Consider the following 22,766-nt stretch of genomic DNA (forward strand, 5'->3'; position numbering starts at 1 on the left):
TCAGCCAAGTTGACCTATATTGCAGCGTCTGGGGAGGCGTGTCGTGACCCTTATGAATCTGTTGGCCTCGCGCTCATCGCGCATGAAAGCGTCCGAAATCCGCGAGCTCCTGAAGCTGCTCGACCAGCCAGACATAATCTCGTTCGCCGGCGGTATTCCCGATCCCGCGCTGTTCCCGGCCGAGGCGATCCGCGACGCCTATGCTTCGGTGCTCGGCGGCGCCGAGGCGGGTGCGGCGCTGCAGTACCAGGTCTCGGAAGGCTATCTGCCGTTGCGGCGCTGGCTCGCCGGGCAGATGGGCAAGCTCGGCGTCGCCTGTGACGAGGCCAACATCTTCATAACCTCCGGCTCGCAGCAGGCGCTGGATTATCTCGGCAAACTGTTCCTGTCGCCGGGCGATACCGCACTGGTGACGTGGCCGACCTATCTGGGCGCGCTGCAGGCTTTCAACGCCTATGAGCCTCGCTACGATCGGCTGACCCCGGCCGGCGGCAACATGACGCCCGATGCCTATCGCGCGGCGGCGGCTGCAAATGGCGGCAAGGCCAAGTTCGCCTATCTGGTGCCGGATTTCGCCAACCCGACCGGCAACACGCTGAACCGTGAGCAGCGCGAGGCGGTGCTCGACCTTGCCGGCGAACTCGACATCGCCGTCATCGAGGATGCCGCCTATCGCGCGCTGCGCTATGACGGCGAAGGCGAGCCGCCGATCCTGGCGCTCGACTGCATCAGGTCCGGCGGTATCGACAAGGCGCGCACGCTCTATTGCGGCTCGTTCTCGAAGATCCTGTCGCCGGGCATGCGGGTCGGTTGGGTGTGCGCGCCGCGCCAAATCGTCGAGAAGCTGGTGCTGATGAAGCAGGCCTCCGACCTGCATAGCCCGTCGATCAACCAGGTGGTGATGCATCGCGTCGCCGAAGCCGTGTTCGACGGCCAGGTGGAAAAACTTATCGGCGCCTATCGTGAGCGCCGCGACGGGCTGCTCTCGGCACTGGAAGCCCACATGCCGGAAGGCGTGACCTGGAGCCATCCGGAAGGCGGCATGTTCGTCTGGGTGACGCTGCCGGAAGGGGCCGACGCCACCGAGCTTCTGGCGCGGGCGGTCAAGGAGGCGCGCGTCGCCTTCGTGCCGGGCAGCGCGTTTTATGCCGACGGCACCGGGCGCAACACGCTGCGGCTGTCCTTCACGCTCGCCGACCGGCGCGCGGTGAGCGAAGGCATTCCCAGGCTAGCCGCCATCCTGAAGGGATAGGCCGGCGCCGGAAGCCGGCTTTGCCTCCGCCGTTACAGTCACCAGCCGCTCAAGCTTTGAAAGCCTGGTGCGAGCGAGCTTGCGGACCGGCTTTTCGAAACCTTCTTCGCCGTTTTCGACGACGAAGACCAACGTCATGAAATCGAGCATGAACTCATCTATGGCTGCCGCGACCTCGCGCGACCTGCCCTTGAACCGGCGCAGCAGAGCGGTTGCTTCCTCGATATCGTCGACACCGGCGCTGTCGACAAGCGCTTCGAGCCTCTGAAAACAATCCAATCGCAATTCCTCCCACCGCGCCACCAAACCCGGTTGCGAGCGGAAAGTTCCAAACTGAGAGTGGTCTCGCGAAAGAAATCGCCTCCACCGCTCGAATTCCGCGGTTTCGACCGGGCGTTGGCATTTTTCTGTTCGGGTGGAACCTCCGCGGCCAACAAAGGTTCTTACCAGGTCTGATCCCCCTCAGACCTCTGAAGGCTAGAGATGCTTTCCAAAGGCCCGCTGGATCCCCTCCCAGCGGGCCTTTTGTTTGCTGGACGGAAGGAGTATCCGCATTGACGACGCCCTGTCCGAACCTAAATTCGAACCCACACGAGGAGGCGTTTTCATGGAAACCCAGGAATTGCATCGCGGCCGGCTCATCGACCACATCCAACTGGTGGTCAGGGACCTTGCGGCCAGCCGGCGTTTCTACGAGGCGGTCCTGCAGGCGCTCGATGCCCCGATTGGCGGCAGCGGCGCCGACTTTTTCTGGGCCGACGAGCTGTTTGTCTCCACTGCCGACAGCCGGGCCGCACAGGGAAAACTCACCGGCCGCCATCACCTGGCTTTCCAGGCAAAGGACCACGCCATGGTCGACGCCTTCTACAAGGCCGGGCTGGCGGCTGGCGGCACGGACAATGGCGCACCGGGCGAACGGCCCTATCACCCCGGCTATTACGCCGCCTTCCTGCTCGATCCCGACGGCAACAACATCGAGGCCGTCCATCACGGCCCGCATAGTCGCAGCGCCGCTTCGGTGAAGATCACCTTCTAAGCTGCCGATATTCAGCCGGCCGGGATCGCGGCCGCATGGGGCGATGCTGGAGAGAGAGGCTGCTTTGCGTTGCCAGATTGGTGGCCACGATGCTAACCGTGCAAATGGCGAGCGGGAATCGGTATCGAAGCAACGCGCGCTGCAAAATCCTCAATAAAACTCCCCTTACCCCCGTGGAGATATATTTTTTATGCAAAACCCAACAAGGGCGATCTGTGCCGCCACGCTTTTATTTGCGATCGGGGCCGTTGGCCTCACAAGTATATCACCTTTTGCTTATGTTTCATCGGCGCAGGCGCAGGAGGAATATCTTCCGACCGAGAAGGATTTTGTCGGCAAATGGAAACTGAACGGTGGGGCCATCCGGCCGCCGCGCGATATGAAGGATGCGCCGACACCGGAACAGGAAGCGGCCGCCAATGAATTCCAGCAGACGGTGACCGCGTTTTACGGGGCGTTCGACTATCTGGAGATCACGGCGGACGGCCGCTACAATTTTCATCAGCCGGGTGATCCGACGTCGGGGCCTTGCGTCTGGTGCGGAGCCTGGTCCTTCAGCAAGAGTTCGGCGTGGCTCAAGCTGGAGACCGCGCCCCGGCTGGATATCTACGCCAAGGACGGCGACATGCAGATGACCTACACTGTCGAACCCGACGAAAAATCGAAATATGCATGGCTGGTTTTCGGTTGGACGAAGGCCGAGTAGGCGGCGGCGCACGGCTCGCCAAACGGGCCTAAGCGGCTTTTCATCCATCTCGTATCCTCGTATACAAGATGGACCAGCCCCCCGAGGAGTCCGCATGAGCCCATTGCCTGAAACCGTGCCGTTTTTCAGCCAGTGGGAGACGCCCGACCTGACGCTGGACGTGCTCGCCGACGGCGCGGATGTTGCGCTCAGGCGCGATCCGCTGTGGAGGCGATCCGGGGCGGAAACCCTTGATGAGTATGCGGTCTGGGCGGCCAACATCTGCGGCATGGCGTGCCTGAAGATGATCCTGGCAAGCCGCGGCGAGATCGTGCCGACGATCGAGCTTGCCAGGCGCTGCACCTTATATGGCGGCTATGTCGTCAACGGGGGATCGATCAAGGGGCTGGTCTACGCGCCCTTCGTCAGCTTCGTGAAAGAGGTTTTTGGACTCCGGGCCGAGGTGGTGACCAATGTCGCGACGGCGGAGATTCCGGCGATCATGCAGCGGACGCGCTTCTTCATCGCGTCGGTCAGCAGTTCGATCCGCTGGCCCGAGCGCGAGCCGCCCTCGAAGGGCGGTCATCTGGTGCTGGTCACGGCGGCATCCAACCAGGGTTTCCGCTTCCACAACCCGTCCGGCCATGACCCCGCCACACAGGCAGACGCAGTGTTGGCGCCAGCCGATTTCGATCGCTTCTTCGCCAATCGCGGCATTGCCGTCGCCATTTGATTTTTTGACAGTCGAGGGATTTCGATGACCGGTAAGGCAAGAGTGGCCATCCTCTATGGCGGGCGTTCGGCCGAGCATGACGTGTCGCGCCTGTCGGCCGCCAATGTGCTGAAGGCGATCGACCGGACGCGCTACGACATCGTGCCGATCGCTATTTCGCGAAGCGGCAGATGGCTGCTGCAACAACTTGATGACGCGGCAGGGGCGCCGGCATCCGAAGACGGCCCGGAGGTTGCATTGTTGCCCGGCGGCAAGGGCCGGCTGGCTGCCGTGTCGCCGGACGGTACGCGGCCTGACCTGCCCCCCATCGACGTCGTGTTCCCGGTGCTGCACGGGCCGTTCGGCGAGGACGGCTCGGTGCAGGGCTATGCCGAGGTCGCCGATGTCGCCTATGTCGGCTGCGGCATCCTCGCCTCGGCCGCCGCCATGGACAAGGATGTCGCCAAGCGGCTGATGCGCGAGGCGGGATTGGCGGTTGCCCGCTCCGTCACCGTGCATCGAAACGGCAAGCATTCCTTCCAGGAGATTGCCGGGATGCTCGGCCTGCCGTTCTTCGCCAAGCCGGCGCGCCAGGGCTCGTCCTTCGGGGTCAGCAAGGTGAATGACAGGGACGGCTTCGAGCAGGCCATCGACACGGCTTTCCGCTACGACGGCAAAGTGTTGATCGAGGAATTCGTCGAGGGTCGCGAGATCGAGTTCTCGGTGCTGGAGCGCGCCGACGGGTCGCTGACGGTGTCGCTGCCCGGCGAGATCATTCCGGCCGGCAAGCATGGCTTCTACACCTATGAGGCCAAATATCTCGATGCCGACGGCGCGCTGGTCAAGGTGCCCGCCGATATCCCGGCCGATGTGGCCGAGAAGGCCAGGGATATGGCGCGGCGGGCATTCCAGGCGCTTGGCTGCGAAGCCATGGCGCGCGTCGATTTCTTTCTGCGCGCCGATGGCAGCCTGCTCGTCAACGAGGTCAACACCATTCCCGGATTCACCGACATCTCGATGTACGCCAAGGCGCTGGCGGCATCAGGCATCGGCTACAGCCAAACCATCGACGTGCTGATCGAGCACGCGCTGGCCAGGCATGCGGCGCGCTGATCCGAACGAGCGAGCCTGACTTCCATTCCGCGCGTTGAGAGCGGCCGACGCGGGCCGGATCATTGCCTGTTGAGTGAGGTGTATTTCACCGTTGGCTAAAGTTGCACGTCGGCTCTATATGCCCGATCATGGCATTTGGCAGGGAGGCATCACGTGGCCAATCGTCGAAACGGCACGGCGTCTCCGGCAGATGGGCCGGGGGACGCCCTTTCAGCGGCCGCCCTTCATCCGCGAACCTCATTGCCCAATGTGGCGGCCATCGTCACGACAGTGGCGGCACTGTATTTCGGGCGCGAGGTTTTCCTGCCGATCGCGATCGCGCTGCTGCTGACCTTCGCCCTGGCGCCGCTTGTCTCAGCTCTTAAAAAGGTCGGTATCCCCCGAATTGCCGCCGTCATTGCCAGCGTGCTCGGCGCTTTCGCGGCCCTTGGCCTGTTCTCCTTCATCGTCGCCACGCAGGTCAGCGAACTGGCGCAGAACATCCCAGTCTACCAGACCAACATCCTGACCAAGATCCGCTCGCTCAAGGAAACCGGGGTGGGGGGCGGGATTCTTGCCAGACTGAGCAAGGTGGTCGAGCGGGTCGGCCAGGAGATCGACAGGCAGGACCCCTCGCTGCCGGCTGCCACCCCGGAAAAGCCTGCGCGCGAGCCGGTGCCGGTCGAGATCGTCGCCCGAGAAAGGCCGCTCCAGGTCCTGCAGAACATCGTTGGACCGCTGATCAGCCCGCTTGGGTCGGCCGGGCTGATCATCGTCGTCGTCATCTTCATGCTGCTCGAGCGGGAGGATTTGCGCGACCGCTTCATCCGGCTTGTCGGCTATGGCGACCTCCACCGCACCACTGAAGCGCTTCAGGATGCCGCCAAGCGGGTGGGCCGCTATCTGTTGATGCAATTGGTCGTCAACATCGTCTACGCCATACCGATCGCGATCGGGCTCTGGGCCCTCGGTATTCCCAATGCGCTGCTGTGGGGGCTGCTGGCACTGGCGCTGCGTTTCGTTCCCTATATCGGCCCCATCATAGGCATGCTGTTGCCGCTGTTCCTGGCGCTGGCCGTTGCGCCGGGCTGGTCGCTCGTGCTGTGGACGGCCGCCCTGTTCGTGGTGATGGAGCTGATCACCGGCAATGTCATCGAACCCTGGCTCTACGGTTCGCGGACAGGACTGTCGCCGCTGGCGATCATCGTCGCGGCGATTTTCTGGACGTGGCTTTGGGGGCCGCTCGGGCTGATCCTGTCGACACCGCTCACCGTCTGCCTGGTGGTGCTGGGCCGGCACGTGCCGCAGTTTGAATTCCTCGACGTGCTGTTCGGCAACGAGCCCGTGCTCGAACCCCATGCGCGCCTGTACCAGCGGCTGCTGGCCGGCGATCCGGAAGAAGCCACCGATCATGCCGAGGAGATGCTGGAGGAGAAATATCTGGTCGAATTCTATGACAAGGTTGCCATTCCGGCGCTTCTGCTGGGCGAACAGGACCGTGTGCGCGGCGTCATGGGCGATTTGCAAAGGCGGCAGGTGGCGGCCAGTGCCCTGATGCTGGTAGCCAATCTCGACGACAGCGCGCAGGAGGAGGCAGGCGAGGAGGAGGAGCCGCCCGTGGCTGCAGAGGCGAGCGACGATGGCGATCCCAACGGGGAAGACGAGACCGACCTGCCCGATGGCACGGATATGTCCGTGCTTTGCGCCGGTGGGCGTGGCGAGCTCGACGACGCCGCCGCCGCGATGCTGGCGCAGGTGCTGGAGGTTCAGGGCGCGACGGTATCGAAAGCCGGCTTTGCAGATATGGAGCCCGCCAGCATTCGCCGCCTTGAGCTCGAAACCGTCGACACCGTCGTGGTCGGATTCCTGAACCGGGATTCCGTCAAGCACGCCCGTTTCCTGGTTCGCCGGCTGAAGCGCGCGAAGGCCGCACTTCGGGTGGGAATCGTGTTCTGGTCGGAGGCCGCTGCTGAGGACAAGGAGACGGCCGACAAACTGGCCCGTGACATGAACGCGGATTTCGTGGCGCATGGCATGGTCGACGCCGTGCTGGGCGCGCTGTCAAACGAGCCGCCGGTCGCGCTCAAGCTTGTCGCCAAACGGCGCATGCGGCGACAGCGGGCCGCGTCCAAGAAGGTCACGGCGGCAGCGGCGGGTTAGGCCCTGCCTTCGCCTTCTTCGGCAGTGTCGGGGTCGACAAGCCAGGCACGAATTGCGGAAAATAGTTCAGACCGATGTCGATTTCCGGGAGGCCCATTCGTCTTCACGATAGGGAGCCGAAGAATTCACCCAATCAGGAACGATGCGATGACAATCACCATCACGGCATTTAAGCGATCGCCCGATCGCGGCAAGGGACTGGCGCGCGATACGCGCGTTCGCTGGGCGCTCGAAGAAGCAGGGCAGCCTTATGAGGTTCGGTTTGTTTCCTTCGCGGAGATGAAGGCGCCTGGCCATCTGGCACTCCAGCCCTTTGGCCAGATCCCCACCTATGAGGAGGGTTCTCTCTCACTGTTCGAGACCGGCTCGATCATCCTTCATCTTGCCGAGCAGCACGCGGGCCTGCTGCCCGGCGATCGCGATGCCCGCGCGCGTGCGATCACCTGGATGTTTGCCGCACTTAACACAGTCGAGCCGCCGATCCTCGAATTAACGACGGCAAAGATATTCGAAGCTGACAAGCCCTGGAGCGAGGAGCGTTTGCCATTGGTGAAGGATCGTGTTCGCGCCTGTCTCAACAGGCTCTCGGCTCGCCTGAGCGCCGCCGAGTGGCTCGACGATGCATTCAGCGCGGGCGATCTGTTGATGGTATCGGTGCTGCTGCGACTAAGAATGTCGGGCATTTTGGACGAATATCAAAACCTTGCTGCCTATGTGGCGCGCGGTGAAGCTCGGCCCGCTTACATCAGGGCTTTCGCTGCGCAATTTGCGGTCAACGCCCCGAGCACGCTGGACAGGCATGGCGCGCGAACGCTCTGAGATGTTCGCAAAGCCAGGGATGATGCAGCGGATTGTAATTCTTGGAAATGCCGGAAGCGGCAAATGACCCTGGCGCGGCAGATCCCAGACTTTTGCAGGCGGTGAGGAATGCTTGAAATTCGCCCAGCCCAAGAAGCCGACCAGCCGGCGATCGTGCAACTATGGCACCAGGGCTGGCATGATGCCCATGCGCATCTGATTCCGGCCGAAATCCTGGCGTACCGAACGCCCGCGCATTTTTCGCTGTGGCTGGAGCAATCCGCCGATGCATTCCATGTGGCGGCAGCCGATGAATTGCTTGGCTTCGTCTCCATCAACGGAGCGGAGCTGGTGAAACTCTATGTAAGCCCGCAAGCACGGGGAAGCGGGACCGCCCGCGATCTGCTGTTACGCGCCGAGCATCTCTTGTCCGAACAAGGCGTGGCGGAGGCCGAGCTTTTCTGCACGGCGGGAAATCTCCGCGCGCAGAGATTTTATGCCCGCGAAGGGTGGCGCTTGAGCCGCACCTTCGAAGACGCACTTTGGCTGCCGGACGATGTCGCCGGCAGGTTCACCGTGGAAACCCACTGCTATCGGAAGCATCTGGGCTTTCGGTAGCCTTGTCTATTCGGAACGACCTTGGCGAGACCGTCGCGGACGCTGGAGCAGGCACCCCTACCGATCGACCATCGCCATGCCCCGCTCGGTGTAGCGCGGGCCGGAGACTTTTCCCGGCGCAAGCGCTGCGTCGAGCGCGGCCATCTCGGCGGCATCGAGTTTGATGGCGGCGGCGGCGACGTTCTCTTCCAGGTATTTTGTGCGCTTAGTGCCGGGGATCGGCACGATGTCGATGCCAAAGCCGTCGCCCTTCGCCAGCAGCCAGGCCAGCGCGACCTGGCCGGGCTTGACGCCGCGGGCAGCGGCGATGTCGCTCACCTTGGCGGCCGCCTCGACATTGGCGTCGTAGTTTTCGCCCTGGTAGCGCGGGTCGTTGCGGCGATAATCGCCGTCGGGATAGTCTTCCGCGCGCTTGACCTGGCCGGTGAGAAAACCGCGGCCGAGCGGCGAGAACGGCACCAGGCCGATGCCGAGTTCGCCAAGCAGCGGGATGATCTCCGGCTCCAGATTGCGCTCCCACAGCGAATACTCGCTCTGCACGGCCGACACCGGATGCACGGCATGCGCCCGGCGGATGTTGGCCGCACCCGCCTCCGACAGGCCGAAGAAGCGCACCTTGCCTTGCGCGACGAGTTCGCCGACGGCGCCCGCGACATCCTCCATGGGCACCGCGGGGTCGACGCGGTGCTGGTAGAGCAGGTCGATATGGTCGGTTCCGAGGCGGCCGAGCGAGGCTTCCACGACCTCTCGAATGTGTTCGGGCCGGCTGTCGGTTCCGACCTGCTTGCCGTTTTCGATGCGAAAGCCGAATTTGGTGGCGATCGTCACCTGGTCGCGCTTGCCCTTCAGCGCCCGGCCAAGCAGGGCTTCGTTGTCGTAAGGGCCATAGACCTCGGCGGTGTCGAGGAAGGTGCAGCCGAGTTCGATGGCACGGTGCAGCGTGGCGATGGATTCGGCCTCGTCGGCCGGGCCGTAGGACTGGCTCATGCCCATGCAGCCGAGGCCGATGGCCGAGACCTGCAGCCCCTGGCTGCCGAGCTTGCGTGTGTTCAGGGTCATGGTGGGGTCTCCAAGGAGGGAATGCCGCGACTATAGCAGCCGCATCGACATTGGCCGATCAATCGACACTCTATTCGATCAGGATGTGGGCTTCACGCGCGGCCTCGACGAGCGCCGCCCTGGCGACGTCGGGGGCGACATCGCCGCTCGTCGCCCGCCGGCAGGCGCGCAGCGCGGACTGATGCTTCGGGCTGCCTGCGTCACGCCAATGTGTGGTGAGCAAATCAATGGCCTGCTGTGTGTTGGACAGATGGTGGATGGAACCGGTGACGCCGACCGAAACCGCCACAGGCTTCGAGAACCATGCCGTTTGCATTGGAACCACCTCGATAGGGCTGAAGCGATAAACGCCTATGGCCGCTCAAAGGTTTCGTCGATGCCAATCAATCCTGTGTGAGAGTTGCCGATACCTCCCAATGGCATTGGGCGACCCCATCTTGTCCGCGCGGCTCACATGTTCGAGGAGACGTCGCGGGTGGACGGTGTTTTGGGTTTGTGGGCGGCACGTTGCCGCGGCGCCTGATGGGCGGGGCGGGGTTTGACTGTGTTCACGACAGTGGGCGCCTGCGCCTTGCGGCGCTTGAGCCAGCTGGCTGACAGTTCGGCAAGGAGACTGCGCAAGCCTTTCACGACGTCCTCCTCTTGTAAGGGTGACAAGGTAATTTTCGTCGCCCCAACTTGTTCCGCCGGAAATCATTCCGCGAAAAATAAAGGTTTTTGCCGGCGAAAGCGCCGGGCATCACCTGCCGATATAGGCGGCCAGTTCGTCCGGCGTCCCATTCGGGAAGGCCTGTTTCAGAAAATCCAGGAACGCCGACACGCGCGCGCTGAGCAGCCGCCGGGAGGGGTAGAGCGTCCAAAGAGCGATCTCCGGGCCATCGATGTCCCCCCAATTCACCAGGGTGCCGTCAGCCAAATCGTGGCTCACCAGGGAAATTGGGAGACGTCCAACACCGACGCCGGCCCGCACCGCATCCCGCACCATGATCAGCGTCGACAGAGCAAGGACAGGCTCGACCGCAATCGTCGAGCGGCCACCATGGTCCTTTACGTGCCATGTCTGGCGTTCGCCTGTGCCGCGTGCAACGCCAGGAGCGGCCTGCCCACCGGTCGTACGAGGAAGGTCCGGGCTCGCCACAACGACCAGGCGGTCGCGGAGAAACGCCCGTCCGACCAGGCTTTCGTCGGGTTTCGGGTTGACCCGGATCACCAGGTCGTAACCTTCCTCGATCATGTCGACAGCCCTGTCCTCCGTCGTGACCTCAAGCCTCACCTCGGGATGCTTGAGGGTAAATCCCGCGGCGATCCTTCCCATCGCGGTCTGAGAAAAATGCAGAGGTGCGCTGATCCGCAGCCTGCCCTTGGGTCTTTGGCCGCCCGAGGCGATCTCGGCGGCCGTCTCGTCCAGCTCGGCGAGCAAGGTCCCCGTCCGCTCGAAGAGTGCTCGCCCTTCCTCGGTGAGCTTCAGGTTGCGCGCACCCCGTTCAAACAGGCGCACGTCAAGGCTGCTCTCCAAGTCTCCAACGCGCCGGGACAGCGTTGCCTTGGGCCGGCCGGTGGCCCTTGCCGCTTTGCCGAAACCCCCATGGCGGGCAACGAGGTTGAAATCGGTCAGGGCCAGAAGATCCATGAGTGTTCCACCAGTGAGACGGTACGTCTAAAATTTCGGCCTGTTTGACTGTTTGTGAGCCACACATATTGGGCCTGTCAAGCAATCCAACAGGAGAAATTTCATGACCATCCTTGTTACCGGCGCCACAGGCAATGTTGGCCGCCAAGTCGTCGAGCACCTCGTCAAGCGCGGCGCCGATGTCCGTGCTCTCGTCCGCGATCCGTCGAAAGCCAGCTTCCCGGCGGGCGTATCGGTCGCGCAAGGCGACTTTCTCGATGTCGATTCGCTGCGCAAAGCCATGTCCGGCGTTTCCACCCTGTTCCTCTTGAACGCCGTGGTGCCGGACGAATTCACCCAGGCTTTGGTCGCGCTGAACGTCGCCCGATCGGCGGGCATCGAGCGGATCGTCTATCTCTCGGTGATCCATGCGGACGTCTATGTGAACGTGCCGCATTTCGCCGGCAAATTCGGCGTCGAGCGAATGATCGAGCAGATGGGCTTCCAGGCTACGATCCTGCGCCCGGCCTACTTCATCCAGAACGACCTGATGATCGAAGACGTCATCACCGGCTACGGCACCTACACAATGCCGATCGGCACCAAGGGGCTCGCCATGGTCGACGTGCGTGATATCGCCGAAATCGCCGCTCTCGAGCTGCTGCGTCGGGAACGATCCGCAGGGCCGCTTGCGCTGGAGCGGATCAATCTCGTCGGTCCGCAGACACTGACCGGGACGGATATCGCGGCCATCTGGTCAGACGTGCTCGCACGCCCGATCAGCTACGGCGGCGACAATACCGAAGGTTTCGAGCAGAATCTCAAGCAGTTCCTGCCTGCCTGGATGGCGTACGACATGCGCTTGATGGGCGAGCGGTTCCTGACCGACGGCATGCTGCCCGAGGCCGGGGACGTCGAGCGGCTGACCGCGCTTCTGGGCCGCCCGCTGCGTCCCTATCGGGACTTCGCCTCACAAATCGCCGGCTCCGCCTGACGGAACAGCTCTCATCATCATCAGGGTACAGAAACAGCAGGGCGGCCTTTTGAGGAGGCCCCCTGACTGGCACGGGACAAATGCGCGTTCAGCCGGAACTGCCCTACTGCAGGGTTGCCGGACCAGGCCTGTCGAGTTGGGCGATCACGTGCTCGCCACCGTCGCCACCGAGCCCATCCACGAACAGACCAGCTACGCCGTCGAAATTGGTGAGCCCGTCGAATTCAATTGCGGCGCCAATCAACTGGGCTGCCTGGAAGACAAGGTATTCGACGTCCTCGAGGGCGACGTTTTCGGCCAGATTCCTGACCCTTACATGCTCCGCCACCGCCGTGATGCTGACGATGCCGGTCTTCCTGAAGGCGATCTGGACCGCTGAACGGACGTCATCGCGCAGTCGCGCCGAGTAATTATACCGCATCGAAACCTCCCGAAGGGAACGGTTTTCTGTTCAGATCGCACAATGCGGCAAAGACTTCGCCTTGGCAAGTCACGAATTAAATAATACCCAAATAAATCAACCAGTTAGCATAGTTATGCAAGTGTGCGCCTTACGCCGAATACCCGTCAGGCTCATCATGAGCACGAGAAGCAGTTCACACATCGCGAGGTCTTGACGCGCTAGGAGCGGTTTCCTAATTATGAGGTAAATGAGTTGAATGCTCATTCGACGTAAACGTGGTCCAGAGCGAGGGAAGCGCGATGACTGAACTGGAACGCCCGGAACGGTTGCAGATCATGCTGACGTCAGACGAACTGGCGGCGCTGGAAAACTGGCGCTTCGACAAGCGCATGCCGAGCCGTTCGGCCGCCGTCAGGGAATTGCTGCGGCGCGGTCTTGCCGCGGATGGCTTCCTGACGGCGGAGCAAGGGGCGAAGTCGCAAGACTTCGGCATCCTGCCAACCGCCGACGGCAACGGCATTTCCGACGGCGGCAAGGAGTAGAGCGGTTCACCGCGCGTGGGCCGCCCTGGTCCCCGCAACGGTCGGCGGTCGCCGCGCGGTGCCGGCCGGCGTAGCGGACGATAACTCTCGATTCAGAGGATGTTTGTCGTCACTTCGACGACGATCGCGGCACCTTCCAGGCTGCCATTGGTGACGTGCACGACGCGCGATACCCGCAGATCCTGCGTGGTTCCGTCGATCGACAGCGCAACGCTTTCGCCAATCCGGGGAACCGCCTGGAAAACGGCGTCCGTGGCCTCCGGCCGGTTGTCGATCGATATGCGGCAGTTGACGGTCATGAGATGTCTCCTGTGTCGGCCCGGTGGTCAACGCGGGGTCCGCGAAATGGTTTCAGGAGGCCGGATGCAACTTAATGGCGCCCGGATCCGTAACGCAGTAATTGCTCCATTGTTCATCGTAACGGAGCAACAGGGCTCGCCGGGGAGGGCGTTGGGGCTGCCTCGGCGAGCTTGATCGCTTTGCCCGGGGGCGCTGCCTCACCGAGGTATGGGGACGAGTTTCGGCGCCCGCAATTCCCCGGCCATCCTTGCCGCCTGGAAAATTGTCATCAACCAGGATGGGCTCACCCTCGGTCGGGTTGATGGTCAGGACGACGCGGCCAAGCTCGTCGCTCATGCCGCAAGACCAGTCCTTGACGGCTATCACCTTTCTGGCGGCCATATGCCTTCTCCTGCACAGGAGGTTCTCTGCGGGCTACGCCGTCTGGAGTTGGTCGGCAGAACCTTCGCGCGATATTGCAACCAGCCGAAATGCGGCAAATGCGGCCAATATCATGAAAACCGCCGTGATGTTCAGGGACATCGCCGATGCAAGGACGCCCCCGTCAAAGCAACTCAGTTCCATGTCGCTGCACCCCTTCGATCCACTGTCGGCCAGGATGATGATCCTGCTTCGAGTGAAATACAAGCGCGCGCTAATACGCTGAAGCCGGCTGGCCAGTCTGCGCGCAGCTTCGAACCAGCCGAACGATTGGTTGCTTGCTGGTTCCCGCTCATGGGCTCGAACCACGATTCACGCCTTCAAAGGGCGCTGTCCTACCATTAGACGAAGCGGGAAAATGCAAGTTGCCCCCACCCCTAGCCGGTTCCCGCGCCGGGATCAACGCAATGCGGCGGCAAAGCCGACTGGAGGCGCGGTCTCAGTCCGGAAAGTTGGTGACAGGTTCCTCGCAGCGGTAGACGGGGCAGTTGCCGTCACGGGTCGGGACATAGGCCGACATCGGCACCTCCGGCCAGTCGCATTCGTTGCCGAACTGCCTGACATAGCGGTCATAGGTGTTGGGGCCGGTGGTCAGCACCACGGCATGATGGCTTTGGAGCAGTTGCCGGAGTTGGTCGCAACTCATCGTGCGGGTATCGGGCCTGGCTTCGGCGAGGCCGGTCGCGGCCAGCAAGATCGCTGCCGTCATCAAGGCAATTCGGCGCATCGGCATGGCTGTTCCCTCGAATGGATGTATTGGCCGAAACTCGCATCCCGGCGGGTGGTTCCGCAACCGCCGGCCGGCCGTCGGTGGCGGCGCAACCAAATGGTCCGTCGTGCATTGCTGGGGATGAATGGCAGGAAGCCCTACGAAACCCCGCAATGGCGTCCCGGAAACGGGGATCGCGAGGCCATGTGCTGTTCTTTTTGCGGCGGCCGCGACCACAGCTACGAGGACTGTCCGCAAAGGGATGCCGACGCCGATCCAGCACCGAATGCCCCTGACCCTCCCAAGCCGGACTGATCGGCACCGGTGTGCCGCACCGGCGATATTCGCTGCGCCCCACCGGCATTCGCACATCTGCCTGAGGTCCTCGACGCCGTCCGGCTACATCCTGACCTTGCCGGTGTTACCGATTTCCGGGCGGCTGTCGCTGACCGTTGCCGCCAGCATCTTCACATAGCTGACCACGGTGCCGGGACTGTCCCAATACTGGGCATCTTTCGGCGTCACTTTAAGCACGCGGATCGAAGGGTCATCGGCACTGTCCCACCAGGCCTTGGCCGGGGTCGACCACAACTCCCTGATCTTGGCGCGGTCGTTCGAAACCGCCGCCAGACCGCTGACGGAAACATATTTCTGGCCGCCTGAATCGGCGAAGGCGAGACCGACATTGGGCTCGGCTTCGATCTCGTCGTCCTTATGGCTGTCGACATCGGTGAGGAAGTAGATTGCGTTTTCGTCGCGCACCACATGCGCCGCCATGGGTCGCGAGCGGATGTCATCGCCTTCGCGGGTGGCCAGCATACAGAAACCGATCCTGTCCATCAGCTTCCAGACCCGGTCGAGATCGCCGTCGCTCATCGTGTGCCTCCTTATTGAGCCATCCATGGGGGTGTCGGGTGCAACTCGCGCAAGCGCGCAAGGTTCCAGTGCAAGGTCCAGTCATGAACTGCCTGGACTGTTCCTGGGAGGAATGTTGGGAGGCGATTGCAACCAAAACCCACCGCGGCGCATTGGTGGCCATGCGCGCAATCCGCGCATGAGGGAGAAGGGGTCGACAGTGACAGATTTGGCGGGCTTTGATGCCTTGATCGCCATTACCGCCGATGCGCGGCTGGCGGCGATTGTCGATTCGTCCTTCGACGCCATCGTCAGCAAGGATTTGAACAGCATCATCACCAGTTGGAACGCGGCGGCGCAACGCATGTTCGGCTACACCGTCGAAGAGGCCGTCGGCCGGTCCGTGCTCATGCTCATCCCCGATCATCTCAAGGATGAAGAGACCGACATCATCAGCCGGGTCCGCAAAGGCGAACTGCTGGCAAGCTATGAGACGATCCGCCGACGCAAGGACGGCGGCCTCATCGCCGTGTCGCTGACCATTTCGCCGATCAGGAACGCGTCCGGCGAGATCATCGGCGCCTCGAAGATCGCCCGCGACATCACCGCCAGCAAGGAGAGCGAGCGCCGGATCAGGCTTTTGCTCCGCGAGGTGAACCATCGCGTCAAGAACCAGTTCGCGGTGATCCTCTCGATGATCCGGGAGACCAGCAAACGCTCGACCGATCCGCGCGAGTTCGAGGAGTTGATCCGCTCCCGCATCATGGCGCTGTCGCGGTCGCACGATCTGCTGGTGAACTCGGAATGGGCCGGCGCCAGCCTCTTCGACCTCGCCCAGGAGCAGCTCAAGCCGTTCGGCCACGAGGCGCGGGTATCGCTGTCCGGACCGCTTTTGACCTTGCAGCCGAATGCCGTGCAAAATCTCGGCATGGCATTTCATGAGCTCGGCACCAACTCTTCAAAATATGGCGCGCTGGCGAGCGAGGCCGGGCGGCTCGAGATCACCTGGCGGATCGTTGAAGGCGTTTCGGACAAGCGGGAAATCCATCTGGTTTGGGACGAGACGATGCCGGTGCGTGAAGGAGAGCGGCCCGGGGGGCGGCAAGACGAAAGCACGCGCAAGGGTTTCGGCACCGTCGTCCTGCAACGGGTCGCGCCGCAATCGCTGAACGGCTTGGCGGTGCTGGATCGCAGCCCGGGCCATCTCAAATGGTCCCTGACGGCGCCCCTGGACTCGATCATCGTTCCGGAGCTCGGCGCCGACCTGCCCGAAACCGAGACTTCCTGAGCCTTGAGGTCTGGTTCCATCAACCTCCCTTTGGCAGATGCGTTTTCAAAAGCGGCCGCATCCTTGCCGCACCTGGCGGTGGATTCAGGAACCGTGACCCGGCGGCCGCGTTGTGGCGTCACGCTTTCGGAGGGGACATCATGGAACAACTCGTCGAGGAATTCGGCCATTCCACCTACACCTCGTTTCCGGTCATCGCGGCGCGGCTGTTGCTGGCGACGCTCTATGGCGCGGTCATCGGTTTCGAACGCGAATGGCGCAATCGCCCGGCCGGACTTCGCACGCATATTCTCGTCTGCGTCGCCGCCGCCACCTTCGGCATCCTGACGGTCGAGATCGTGCACGCGCCGATGTTCGCGGGGGAATCGGTCAAGGTCGATCCGATCCGGGTGGTCGAGGCGGTGACCGCCGGCGTCGCTTTCCTCGCCGCCGGCTCGATCATGTTTTCGCGCGGCGAGGTGCATGGGCTGACGACCGGCGCCGGCATGTGGCTGGCGGGCGCGATCGGCGTCGCCTGCGGACTGGGTCTTTGGCAAGTGGCCGGGTTCGGCACGCTGATCGTGCTGGTCGTTGCCGGCTTTCTGCGCCGGTTCGAACGCGGACCCGGCCTTGCCGCCGGTGATGAAGGCAGTCAGGCAAAGGCGGAGAAGGAGGGGCTTCGGCCCGATCAAAGGAAGGGCGAAGGTAATTCCGATCGCCGGGAAATGCCGTGACTGGTTTCACCGAAGAAGCCGGCCAGCAGATCGGCCGTGCGCGCCGGATTCTCTTCGGGAAAGAAGTGCCCGGCCGGCATCGCCTGGCCACGCACATCGTCGGCCCAGCCGCGCCACAGCGCCAGCGGCCCGCCTTCGCCGGCATACCAATCCGCCAAGGCGCCCTGACCGCTCCATAGCGCCAGCAGCGGGCAGCGGATGCGCCGGCCGGCTGCCTTGTCGGCATGGTCGTGCTCGCGGTCGAGCGTGGCTGCCGCCCGATATTCCTCGCAGATGGCGTGGGCGTGGGCAGGCGCGCGCAAGGCCTCGATATAGGCCTGACGCACTTCGGCTGGAAACGCCGATGGCGGCGAGCCCCAGCCGTTGAGCGCATTGTCGACGATCGCCTCGGCGGCGCCGGACAGGATCTTTTCCGGCAACGGCTCAGGCTGCGCCAGCAGCGACCATGGCCAATAGCCCAGCGCCAGCCTGGCGTCGGCCCGGTCCCAGGCATCGGCGGTCGGCACGATGTCGAGAACGGCGAGCCTGTCGATGCTGTCCCGATGATCGAGCGCCATGCGGTAGGCGACACGCCCGCCGCGATCATGACCGGCGACCATGAAGCTGCTGAAACCCAGCTTCTCCATCAGCCTCCTCATATCGGCGGCCATGGCACGCTTGGCATAGGGTGCGTGGTCCGGAGTGGACGTCGGACAGGAACTGCGGCCATAGCCGCGCAGGTCGGCGCAGACGACGCTGAACCGGCTGGCCAGAGCGGGGGCGATGTCGCGCCACATCAGATGCGTTTGCGGAAAGCCGTGCAGCAACAGCAGCGGTGGGCCGCCGCCGGCACGCAGGCAGTATATGCCGGCATCGCCAATGTCGATTTCCGTGCTTTGAAAACCTTCGAACATGACCGCCTCCGGCACGCGCAACGGCCGGCAAACGGGTTTGGTTGCAATGCCGCCGGCGAGGCGGCCAACCTTTTTCTTCGACAGGCGTTGTCCCTGTGAAGGGAAGGTCGCCGCGGGCGGCCGTGAAAGAAAAGAAGGAGGCAGTGATGAGAACTCTCGCTATCATGCCACTAGGCCTCATGCTGGCGCTGGCAGTGCCGGCCGCGGCCCAGCAGCAGAACGACAGCCAGGCGCTGCAGGCCGACAAATGCAGGGCTCAGACCGAGCAAGGGGCAAAACAGCAGCCTGAACAGCAGGCCGATGACGGCAATTTGACCGCCAAGCTCAACGACTGCGGCGGCGTGCTGAAACCACCCCCGACGGGCGACCAGGGCATGGCGGCGCCCGCTCCCGACGAAGGCAAGACGCCGGTAATCAAGCCTGGTGAAGTGCCGCCCCAGCCGCCGAAACAATAAACGCCGGCTCGTTGGTATTATCGCGCAAGCTAATGGAACCTCGTTATGTTGGGAGCGTTTTTCTCACGACTTGGAATTTGGAGAGATTATCGTGAGAGATATTGCAGCCACTGCCACGTTGCTTGCCTCGATAGCGATCGTGATTGCCTTGATTCTGCTGGCGCCAAAGAGTTTTGGCTTCGAAACCTCTCACCCGATCGTACAGGGCGAGCTTCCGGCGGAATAATCGGATCGATCATTCGGATACGGAGTGATCAGGACCGATTTGCACGAAGCAGGCGAGGCAATAATGCCCCCCTGCTTCTATTGAAACCGCTATCGCACCAAAACGCCGGAGTGGCTGCAGAGCGCTGCGAACGCTTCCTGTGCCTCGGCAGCACCTATCTTGGTTTCCAGGGCGGCTTCGACCTTCTCGCGCGCCGCCTGGTAGAACGGGCCGCGCTTGGCCTGCGGCCAGTCGATCAGGATTTCGCTGGCATCCTTGAGCGTGGCGACGTCGCGGATCGTATCCGACCCATGCGGCTTGATCCGCATCGGTGTGGGCAAAATGAGATCAGGCATGGCCCCTGTTCCAACTACTGGAGGAGTTTTGCTTCGCGCGCGGCGTCGATCATCGCCCGCATCGCTTTTTCCGCCGGCGTCCAGCCATCCAGCGCATCGCGACAACTGCGCAACGCCGCCCGGTAGCGCCGTCCCTGGCCAGCCGGCCAGTCGCCGAGGCATTCCAGGCCTTCCCAGGCGCTGCGGATGATGCGCTCGCGCTCCGGCGCGAATTTCAACCTGATGGGGCGGGGAAACATCTTGTCGTTCAATGGTCGTCTCCATGATTGCCGCAAGTCGCTGGACGGCATGCGTGAGAGGCATCCGGTAACGTCGGCGGCAGGGCAGGGTTCCCTTTCCCGGAGATCAAATCTCAGCGTCGATGTCGGACAGCGATCTCGGCGTCGGCGCTTCGGCGTTGTGCGCCGCTGGGCGGTCATGCTCGAACTGTTCGGTCCCGGGCAGAGGGTGCAGCCAGGTCTCGCGCCTGGAGGTCCACAGTTCATATTCGGGCACGAGATCGGTCGGCGCGATGTCGAGGCTGCCGATCGCCACCTCGGCCTCGTTGTCGTCGACCCAGGCGACGCGGCCGCCGCAGGTCGGGCAAAAGCTGCGCGTGCCATAGGAGCTGACGAGGCCGGTGGTCTCGAAGGCCTCGCGCGGCCAGATGGCAAAGGCCGAATAGACCGAACCGCCGGCCTTCCGGCAATCCTTGCAGTGGCACAGGCCGACGCGCAACGGCGGGCCGTGAACCTCGAACTGCACGCCGCCGCATAGGCAGCTGCCGGTCCTGCGTATGGTGTCGGACATGACAACCTCCCTCAATGCGTGGCGCTGCGGGCCGGGTGGGACAGATGCTCGTCTGCCGTTTCGTTGGCCAGGATGAGAAACCGGGAAAAAGACATCCTGTTCACCGTACCACCAGGCCCGGTTGACACGGCCCGCAGCATCTTCAACGCCGTCCAGGCGAAATGGTTTCGGGCCTAAAGCGCGCCGCGCCCGAACGAGTTCAGACGACCCGCTTCATGCATGTCGTTCTCCCAAAACCGAGATCCACTTTTGGGCGACATGCGCTAGCCGCGGGCCGCCATATGGGCGTCGAGCTTCTTGCGCGAGGGTCCGTAGCGCTTGATGATGGTCTGTGCCTCGCTTGGCGGAATGCCGTATTTGCGGGCAAAGGCGGCAACCTCGTAGGGCTCTTCGCTCGAGACCTGCTTGCGGTCCTGCTTCGTCTTCGACTTGTCGTCAGCCATCTCAGGCCTCGCTTTCTGTTGTCGGGACGCGCAGCCTTCGGCGCCCGCGATCAACACGACATAACACAGATTGGCGCCGCCGGTTCCACCAGACGACACGGCCTGGGCTGCGATAGGCATGTATCAGGCCGATGGCCGCATGGGGTCGGCGTCGGCAGTGTGGTCGCCGTCACATTCGGAGCATGCCGCGCTGAGGCCGGGGCAGCCGCGCCGGTGCGTACCGGCAGGGCAGCAATGGCCGTTGGAACTCGTCCAGCGCGGACACTGGAAGACCTGGCCAGCGCCGCCGCAGCCGCTGCATTCCAGCGTCGCCGACCGCACGCTATGAGATATCGCCCCAAACCTGACGCTTGTACGCAAATTTCAGCCCACCCAAAATCGCTGCGCCGGCACGCCGGTGCATTAGCCCCGACTAACGATAGCACTTCCGTGATTACCAACAAGTTTCAATCGCGGGCGGCGCCGGAAGCCGTTCGGGCCTCTCGAGAAAAATGGGCCTGAGGTGTCGGACCTGGCGCCCGTCGCGCGTCCTAGGAGCGAGCAACCTGCAAAGCTGGAGAACGAGCATGTCGTCGCAAATCATTCAATCGCCGTGGCAGACCGCGGCCCTTGTCGTCGCCCGGCTGATCTTCGCCGGCGTCTTCCTGATGGCCGTGACCTTCAAGTTCATGGGCCTGGACGCCACCGCCGGCTATATCGCCGCCGCCGGCTTTCCGTTTCCGCTGTTCCTGGCCTGGTGCGCGGCGATCCTGGAAGTCGCGCTGGTGCTGTGCTTCCTGACCGGCGCCTTCTTCTCGCAGGCGGCCCTTGTCGCCGCCGCCTATGTGCTGTTCCTCGCCCTGGCCTTCCACGGACCCAGCCACTGGGCCGGCAACCAGGCCGAGTTCGGCTTCTTCGTCGACCATTTTTCGTTCCTGGCCGGACTGCTGTTTGCGGCCGTGCATGGACCGGGCAAGGTGCTTTCGCTCAATTTGGGATGGCCGGGCAGGGCTTGAGGCGAGACCGACCGGCACCGCGCGAAGGACGCGCGCCGGGGCCTGCCTTGGCACCCCCTCACAGCTGGTCGTTGTAGGGTTCCTTTATCTTGCCGACCATGCGGGCCAGCTTCGAAAAAGACGGCATCTCCGCCTCCGGCTGGCACTGGTTGGCGAGTTCCAGCAGCCGGATCGGAAAGTTGACGGCGTCGCGGCTGGACGCGGACATGCCTTCGGACCGCTCCTGGTTGGTTTCGCCTGCCTCGGTCTTGCGCAAGGCCAGGTCGATTTCCTCCGCCGTCAGCACCCCCTTTTGAACCAGGAGGCGGTTGATCGAGGCGACGGCCATCAACAGGCCTTCGAGTTGCAGGTTGGCGACATTCATGGCGATTGCTCCCGTGACTGGGGTTGAAACGCGCGAGCGGCATTTCCGCTCCAGAAAGGCTGCGGGCGAACGCCTATTCCTGCGTCAGCCGTTCGCCATATTCGCGCCACAGCGCCTTGACCTCCAGGCTGCCGAGGCTGCCGATCGAAACATCCCCACAGCTGATGGCGACGGCGCCGATGTCGTATTGGGGGTAGGCGTTGGCGACGAAACGGATGGCTTCGCCCAGCGAACGCACGCGGATGACCGGATCCGCCTGACCCTGGCCGGTGCTGCGCACGCCGGAAACCATGGCTGGTGCATGCCGCATCCTGAACACGGATGCCATGGCTGGTCTGTCCATCGTCCTCTCCCACAAGGCCGTGCGACGGGAATCATTCCATGAGCTTCGACGAATGATTTCACACCTGCCGGCTTGTGACCAGCCGCCGGCAAAAGCAGGGTTTTACGCGCTTTGCCAGCGTCGGTCAGGCCGGAATTGCGATCGATCTAGGAATTTTTTCTCAGAAAACGGTTGACGGGGTGAGTGCAGCTATGCTACATTTTTGTCCATGGTGCTGAGTTGCGCCGACGACCCGCCGCCGAGGCGGGTTTTTTGTTTCTGGGCTAGACATGTCGGCAGGACAGAGGGGGGCCCCAAGGAATGCCATCCTTCGCCCGATGACTCATTTCGCAATCCGAGAGACACTCATGACCCGCTACGCCACCATCATCACCGATGCTGACGGCCAGGAAATCGTCAGCGCCATCGGCGAATTCGAAGGTGCTGCGCCGCAGCCACGCCTGGGGCGTGTCGAGCAGGTCGCGCCCAGCGTAAAGATCGGCATGGTGCGGGATGCGGCCGGCGGGTTTGACCGAATTAGGAATTTTTTCTCAGAAAACGGTTGACGGGGTGAGTGCAGCTATGCTACATTTTTGTCCATGGTGCTGAGTTGCGCCAACGACCCGCCCCTGAGGCGGGTTTTTTGTTGCTGGGCTAGACATGTCGGCAGGACAGAGGGGGCGCCAAGGAATGCCATCC

General features: G+C 63.1%; 33 protein-coding genes and 1 tRNA gene. 17 read left to right on the plus strand and 17 right to left on the minus strand.

Annotated features, from left to right (window positions below; genetic code table 11):
- The first annotated feature begins 52 nt into the window (after positions 1 to 52).
- Positions 53 to 1,252 carry an aminotransferase-like domain-containing protein gene (locus NKH97_RS19460; RefSeq protein WP_031213765.1) on the plus strand — a complete coding sequence of 400 codons (1,200 nt, stop codon included), beginning with the start codon at positions 53 to 55 and terminating at the stop codon, positions 1,250 to 1,252.
- Here the strand turns inward: NKH97_RS19460 and NKH97_RS19465 are convergent.
- Positions 1,229 to 1,531, minus strand: a complete 303-nt coding sequence (locus tag NKH97_RS19465) for a hypothetical protein (protein ID WP_352441257.1) — start codon at positions 1,529 to 1,531, stop codon at positions 1,229 to 1,231. The genes NKH97_RS19460 and NKH97_RS19465 overlap by 24 nt on opposite strands.
- Positions 1,532 to 1,859: 328 nt before the next feature.
- Here NKH97_RS19465 and NKH97_RS19470 point away from each other — a divergent pair, with 328 nt between their 5' ends.
- The 7 genes from NKH97_RS19470 (at position 1,860) to NKH97_RS19500 (ending at position 8,353) form a co-directional block, all read left to right on the plus strand.
- A complete protein-coding gene (locus NKH97_RS19470) occupies positions 1,860 to 2,288 on the plus strand; it encodes a VOC family protein (protein WP_352441256.1) in 429 nt (142 codons plus the stop codon).
- Positions 2,289 to 2,478: 190 nt separating this feature from the next.
- Complete coding sequence (locus NKH97_RS19475; protein ID WP_352441255.1) at positions 2,479 to 2,994, plus strand: hypothetical protein; 516 nt, start codon at positions 2,479 to 2,481, stop codon at positions 2,992 to 2,994.
- Between the two features lie 94 nt (positions 2,995 to 3,088).
- Positions 3,089 to 3,706, plus strand: a complete 618-nt coding sequence (locus NKH97_RS19480; RefSeq protein ID WP_352441254.1) for a cysteine peptidase family C39 domain-containing protein — start codon at positions 3,089 to 3,091, stop codon at positions 3,704 to 3,706.
- 24 nt (positions 3,707 to 3,730) lie between these two features.
- Entirely contained in the window at positions 3,731 to 4,798 is a 1,068-nt protein-coding gene (locus tag NKH97_RS19485; RefSeq protein WP_352441253.1) for a D-alanine--D-alanine ligase family protein, read from the plus strand.
- Between the two features lie 153 nt (positions 4,799 to 4,951).
- Complete coding sequence (locus tag NKH97_RS19490; protein WP_352441252.1) at positions 4,952 to 6,937, plus strand: AI-2E family transporter; 1,986 nt, start codon at positions 4,952 to 4,954, stop codon at positions 6,935 to 6,937.
- A 147-nt stretch (positions 6,938 to 7,084) separates the two neighbouring features.
- Entirely contained in the window at positions 7,085 to 7,756 is a 672-nt protein-coding gene (locus tag NKH97_RS19495; RefSeq protein WP_352441251.1) for a glutathione S-transferase family protein, read from the plus strand.
- 108 nt (positions 7,757 to 7,864) lie between these two features.
- Positions 7,865 to 8,353 carry a GNAT family N-acetyltransferase gene (locus tag NKH97_RS19500; protein ID WP_352441250.1) on the plus strand — a complete coding sequence of 163 codons (489 nt, stop codon included), beginning with the start codon at positions 7,865 to 7,867 and terminating at the stop codon, positions 8,351 to 8,353.
- Positions 8,354 to 8,410: 57 nt separating this feature from the next.
- Here NKH97_RS19500 and NKH97_RS19505 read toward each other — a convergent pair whose 3' ends face one another.
- The 4 genes from NKH97_RS19505 to NKH97_RS19520 form a co-directional block, all read right to left on the minus strand.
- A complete protein-coding gene (locus NKH97_RS19505) occupies positions 8,411 to 9,412 on the minus strand; it encodes an aldo/keto reductase (protein WP_352798511.1) in 1,002 nt (333 codons plus the stop codon).
- A 70-nt stretch (positions 9,413 to 9,482) separates the two neighbouring features.
- Positions 9,483 to 9,728: a DUF982 domain-containing protein gene (locus NKH97_RS19510; protein WP_023813833.1), complete on the minus strand. Its 246-nt coding sequence runs from the start codon at positions 9,726 to 9,728 to the stop codon at positions 9,483 to 9,485.
- Positions 9,729 to 9,862: 134 nt separating this feature from the next.
- The gene (locus tag NKH97_RS19515) at positions 9,863 to 10,042 is read right to left on the minus strand and encodes a hypothetical protein (RefSeq protein WP_196815358.1); all 180 of its coding nucleotides are present in this window, start codon (positions 10,040 to 10,042) and stop codon (positions 9,863 to 9,865) included.
- Between the two features lie 109 nt (positions 10,043 to 10,151).
- Complete coding sequence (locus NKH97_RS19520; RefSeq protein ID WP_352630387.1) at positions 10,152 to 11,042, minus strand: LysR family transcriptional regulator; 891 nt, start codon at positions 11,040 to 11,042, stop codon at positions 10,152 to 10,154.
- A 103-nt stretch (positions 11,043 to 11,145) separates the two neighbouring features.
- Here NKH97_RS19520 and NKH97_RS19525 point away from each other — a divergent pair, with 103 nt between their 5' ends.
- Positions 11,146 to 12,015, plus strand: coding sequence for an NmrA/HSCARG family protein (locus NKH97_RS19525; protein ID WP_352441247.1), 870 nt, complete (start codon positions 11,146 to 11,148; stop codon positions 12,013 to 12,015).
- 103 nt (positions 12,016 to 12,118) lie between these two features.
- On the opposite strand, the gene NKH97_RS19530 is transcribed toward NKH97_RS19525, so the two are convergent.
- Entirely contained in the window at positions 12,119 to 12,436 is a 318-nt protein-coding gene (locus NKH97_RS19530; RefSeq protein ID WP_023813830.1) for a hypothetical protein, read from the minus strand.
- Between the two features lie 281 nt (positions 12,437 to 12,717).
- Between NKH97_RS19530 and NKH97_RS19535 the strand changes: the two genes are divergently transcribed.
- Positions 12,718 to 12,960 carry a hypothetical protein gene (locus NKH97_RS19535; protein WP_023813828.1) on the plus strand — a complete coding sequence of 81 codons (243 nt, stop codon included), beginning with the start codon at positions 12,718 to 12,720 and terminating at the stop codon, positions 12,958 to 12,960.
- Between the two features lie 92 nt (positions 12,961 to 13,052).
- Here NKH97_RS19535 and NKH97_RS19540 read toward each other — a convergent pair whose 3' ends face one another.
- The gene (locus tag NKH97_RS19540) at positions 13,053 to 13,259 is read right to left on the minus strand and encodes a hypothetical protein (protein WP_013530768.1); all 207 of its coding nucleotides are present in this window, start codon (positions 13,257 to 13,259) and stop codon (positions 13,053 to 13,055) included.
- A 353-nt stretch (positions 13,260 to 13,612) separates the two neighbouring features.
- On the opposite strand from NKH97_RS19540, the gene NKH97_RS19545 reads away from it, so the two are divergent.
- Complete coding sequence (locus tag NKH97_RS19545; RefSeq protein ID WP_352798515.1) at positions 13,613 to 13,906, plus strand: hypothetical protein; 294 nt, start codon at positions 13,613 to 13,615, stop codon at positions 13,904 to 13,906.
- 56 nt (positions 13,907 to 13,962) lie between these two features.
- Here NKH97_RS19545 and NKH97_RS19550 read toward each other — a convergent pair.
- From NKH97_RS19550 to NKH97_RS19560, 3 genes are all read right to left on the minus strand, one after another.
- Positions 13,963 to 14,036: transfer RNA gene (locus tag NKH97_RS19550), tRNA-Gln, on the minus strand.
- A gap of 83 nt (positions 14,037 to 14,119) precedes the next feature.
- Positions 14,120 to 14,413 (minus strand): hypothetical protein, encoded by a 294-nt coding sequence (locus NKH97_RS19555; protein WP_023813826.1) that lies wholly within the window; start codon positions 14,411 to 14,413, stop codon positions 14,120 to 14,122.
- A gap of 375 nt (positions 14,414 to 14,788) precedes the next feature.
- Positions 14,789 to 15,265, minus strand: coding sequence for a pyridoxamine 5'-phosphate oxidase family protein (locus NKH97_RS19560; RefSeq protein WP_023813825.1), 477 nt, complete (start codon positions 15,263 to 15,265; stop codon positions 14,789 to 14,791).
- Positions 15,266 to 15,464: 199 nt separating this feature from the next.
- Here NKH97_RS19560 and NKH97_RS19565 point away from each other — a divergent pair, with 199 nt between their 5' ends.
- On the plus strand, positions 15,465 to 16,532 hold the full coding sequence (locus NKH97_RS19565) for a PAS domain S-box protein (protein ID WP_023813824.1): 1,068 nt from the start codon (positions 15,465 to 15,467) through the stop codon (positions 16,530 to 16,532).
- Positions 16,533 to 16,672: 140 nt separating this feature from the next.
- Positions 16,673 to 17,245, plus strand: a complete 573-nt coding sequence (locus NKH97_RS19570) for an MgtC/SapB family protein (protein WP_352441243.1) — start codon at positions 16,673 to 16,675, stop codon at positions 17,243 to 17,245.
- On the opposite strand, the gene NKH97_RS19575 is transcribed toward NKH97_RS19570, so the two are convergent.
- Positions 17,200 to 18,138, minus strand: coding sequence for an alpha/beta fold hydrolase (locus NKH97_RS19575; RefSeq protein WP_352441242.1), 939 nt, complete (start codon positions 18,136 to 18,138; stop codon positions 17,200 to 17,202). The genes NKH97_RS19570 and NKH97_RS19575 overlap by 46 nt on opposite strands.
- Before the next feature lie 146 nt (positions 18,139 to 18,284).
- Here NKH97_RS19575 and NKH97_RS19580 point away from each other — a divergent pair, with 146 nt between their 5' ends.
- Entirely contained in the window at positions 18,285 to 18,593 is a 309-nt protein-coding gene (locus NKH97_RS19580) for a hypothetical protein (protein WP_023813821.1), read from the plus strand.
- Between the two features lie 91 nt (positions 18,594 to 18,684).
- Positions 18,685 to 18,819, plus strand: a complete 135-nt coding sequence (locus NKH97_RS19585; RefSeq protein ID WP_023813820.1) for a hypothetical protein — start codon at positions 18,685 to 18,687, stop codon at positions 18,817 to 18,819.
- Between the two features lie 89 nt (positions 18,820 to 18,908).
- Here the strand turns inward: NKH97_RS19585 and NKH97_RS19590 are convergent, their stop codons facing one another.
- From NKH97_RS19590 to NKH97_RS19605, 4 genes are all read right to left on the minus strand, one after another.
- Positions 18,909 to 19,154: a DUF982 domain-containing protein gene (locus tag NKH97_RS19590; protein ID WP_023813819.1), complete on the minus strand. Its 246-nt coding sequence runs from the start codon at positions 19,152 to 19,154 to the stop codon at positions 18,909 to 18,911.
- A 14-nt stretch (positions 19,155 to 19,168) separates the two neighbouring features.
- Positions 19,169 to 19,405, minus strand: a complete 237-nt coding sequence (locus tag NKH97_RS19595) for a DUF982 domain-containing protein (RefSeq protein ID WP_023813818.1) — start codon at positions 19,403 to 19,405, stop codon at positions 19,169 to 19,171.
- 94 nt (positions 19,406 to 19,499) lie between these two features.
- Positions 19,500 to 19,943, minus strand: coding sequence for a GFA family protein (locus tag NKH97_RS19600; protein ID WP_352611206.1), 444 nt, complete (start codon positions 19,941 to 19,943; stop codon positions 19,500 to 19,502).
- Positions 19,944 to 20,206: 263 nt separating this feature from the next.
- The gene (locus tag NKH97_RS19605; protein WP_023813816.1) at positions 20,207 to 20,386 is read right to left on the minus strand and encodes a DUF3606 domain-containing protein; all 180 of its coding nucleotides are present in this window, start codon (positions 20,384 to 20,386) and stop codon (positions 20,207 to 20,209) included.
- A 566-nt stretch (positions 20,387 to 20,952) separates the two neighbouring features.
- Between NKH97_RS19605 and NKH97_RS19610 the strand changes: the two genes are divergently transcribed.
- Positions 20,953 to 21,381: a DoxX family protein gene (locus NKH97_RS19610; protein ID WP_352798520.1), complete on the plus strand. Its 429-nt coding sequence runs from the start codon at positions 20,953 to 20,955 to the stop codon at positions 21,379 to 21,381.
- A gap of 58 nt (positions 21,382 to 21,439) precedes the next feature.
- On the opposite strand, the gene NKH97_RS19615 is transcribed toward NKH97_RS19610, so the two are convergent.
- On the minus strand, positions 21,440 to 21,745 hold the full coding sequence (locus tag NKH97_RS19615; protein ID WP_023813813.1) for a hypothetical protein: 306 nt from the start codon (positions 21,743 to 21,745) through the stop codon (positions 21,440 to 21,442).
- A 73-nt stretch (positions 21,746 to 21,818) separates the two neighbouring features.
- On the minus strand, positions 21,819 to 22,088 hold the full coding sequence (locus NKH97_RS19620) for a hypothetical protein (protein WP_023813812.1): 270 nt from the start codon (positions 22,086 to 22,088) through the stop codon (positions 21,819 to 21,821).
- 347 nt (positions 22,089 to 22,435) lie between these two features.
- Between NKH97_RS19620 and NKH97_RS19625 the strand changes: the two genes are divergently transcribed.
- A complete protein-coding gene (locus NKH97_RS19625; RefSeq protein ID WP_352798523.1) occupies positions 22,436 to 22,633 on the plus strand; it encodes a hypothetical protein in 198 nt (65 codons plus the stop codon).
- Positions 22,634 to 22,766 lie beyond the last annotated feature (133 nt).

Source organism: Mesorhizobium sp. M0870 (assembly GCF_040319775.1).
Taxonomy (GTDB): Bacteria; Pseudomonadota; Alphaproteobacteria; order Rhizobiales; family Rhizobiaceae; genus Mesorhizobium.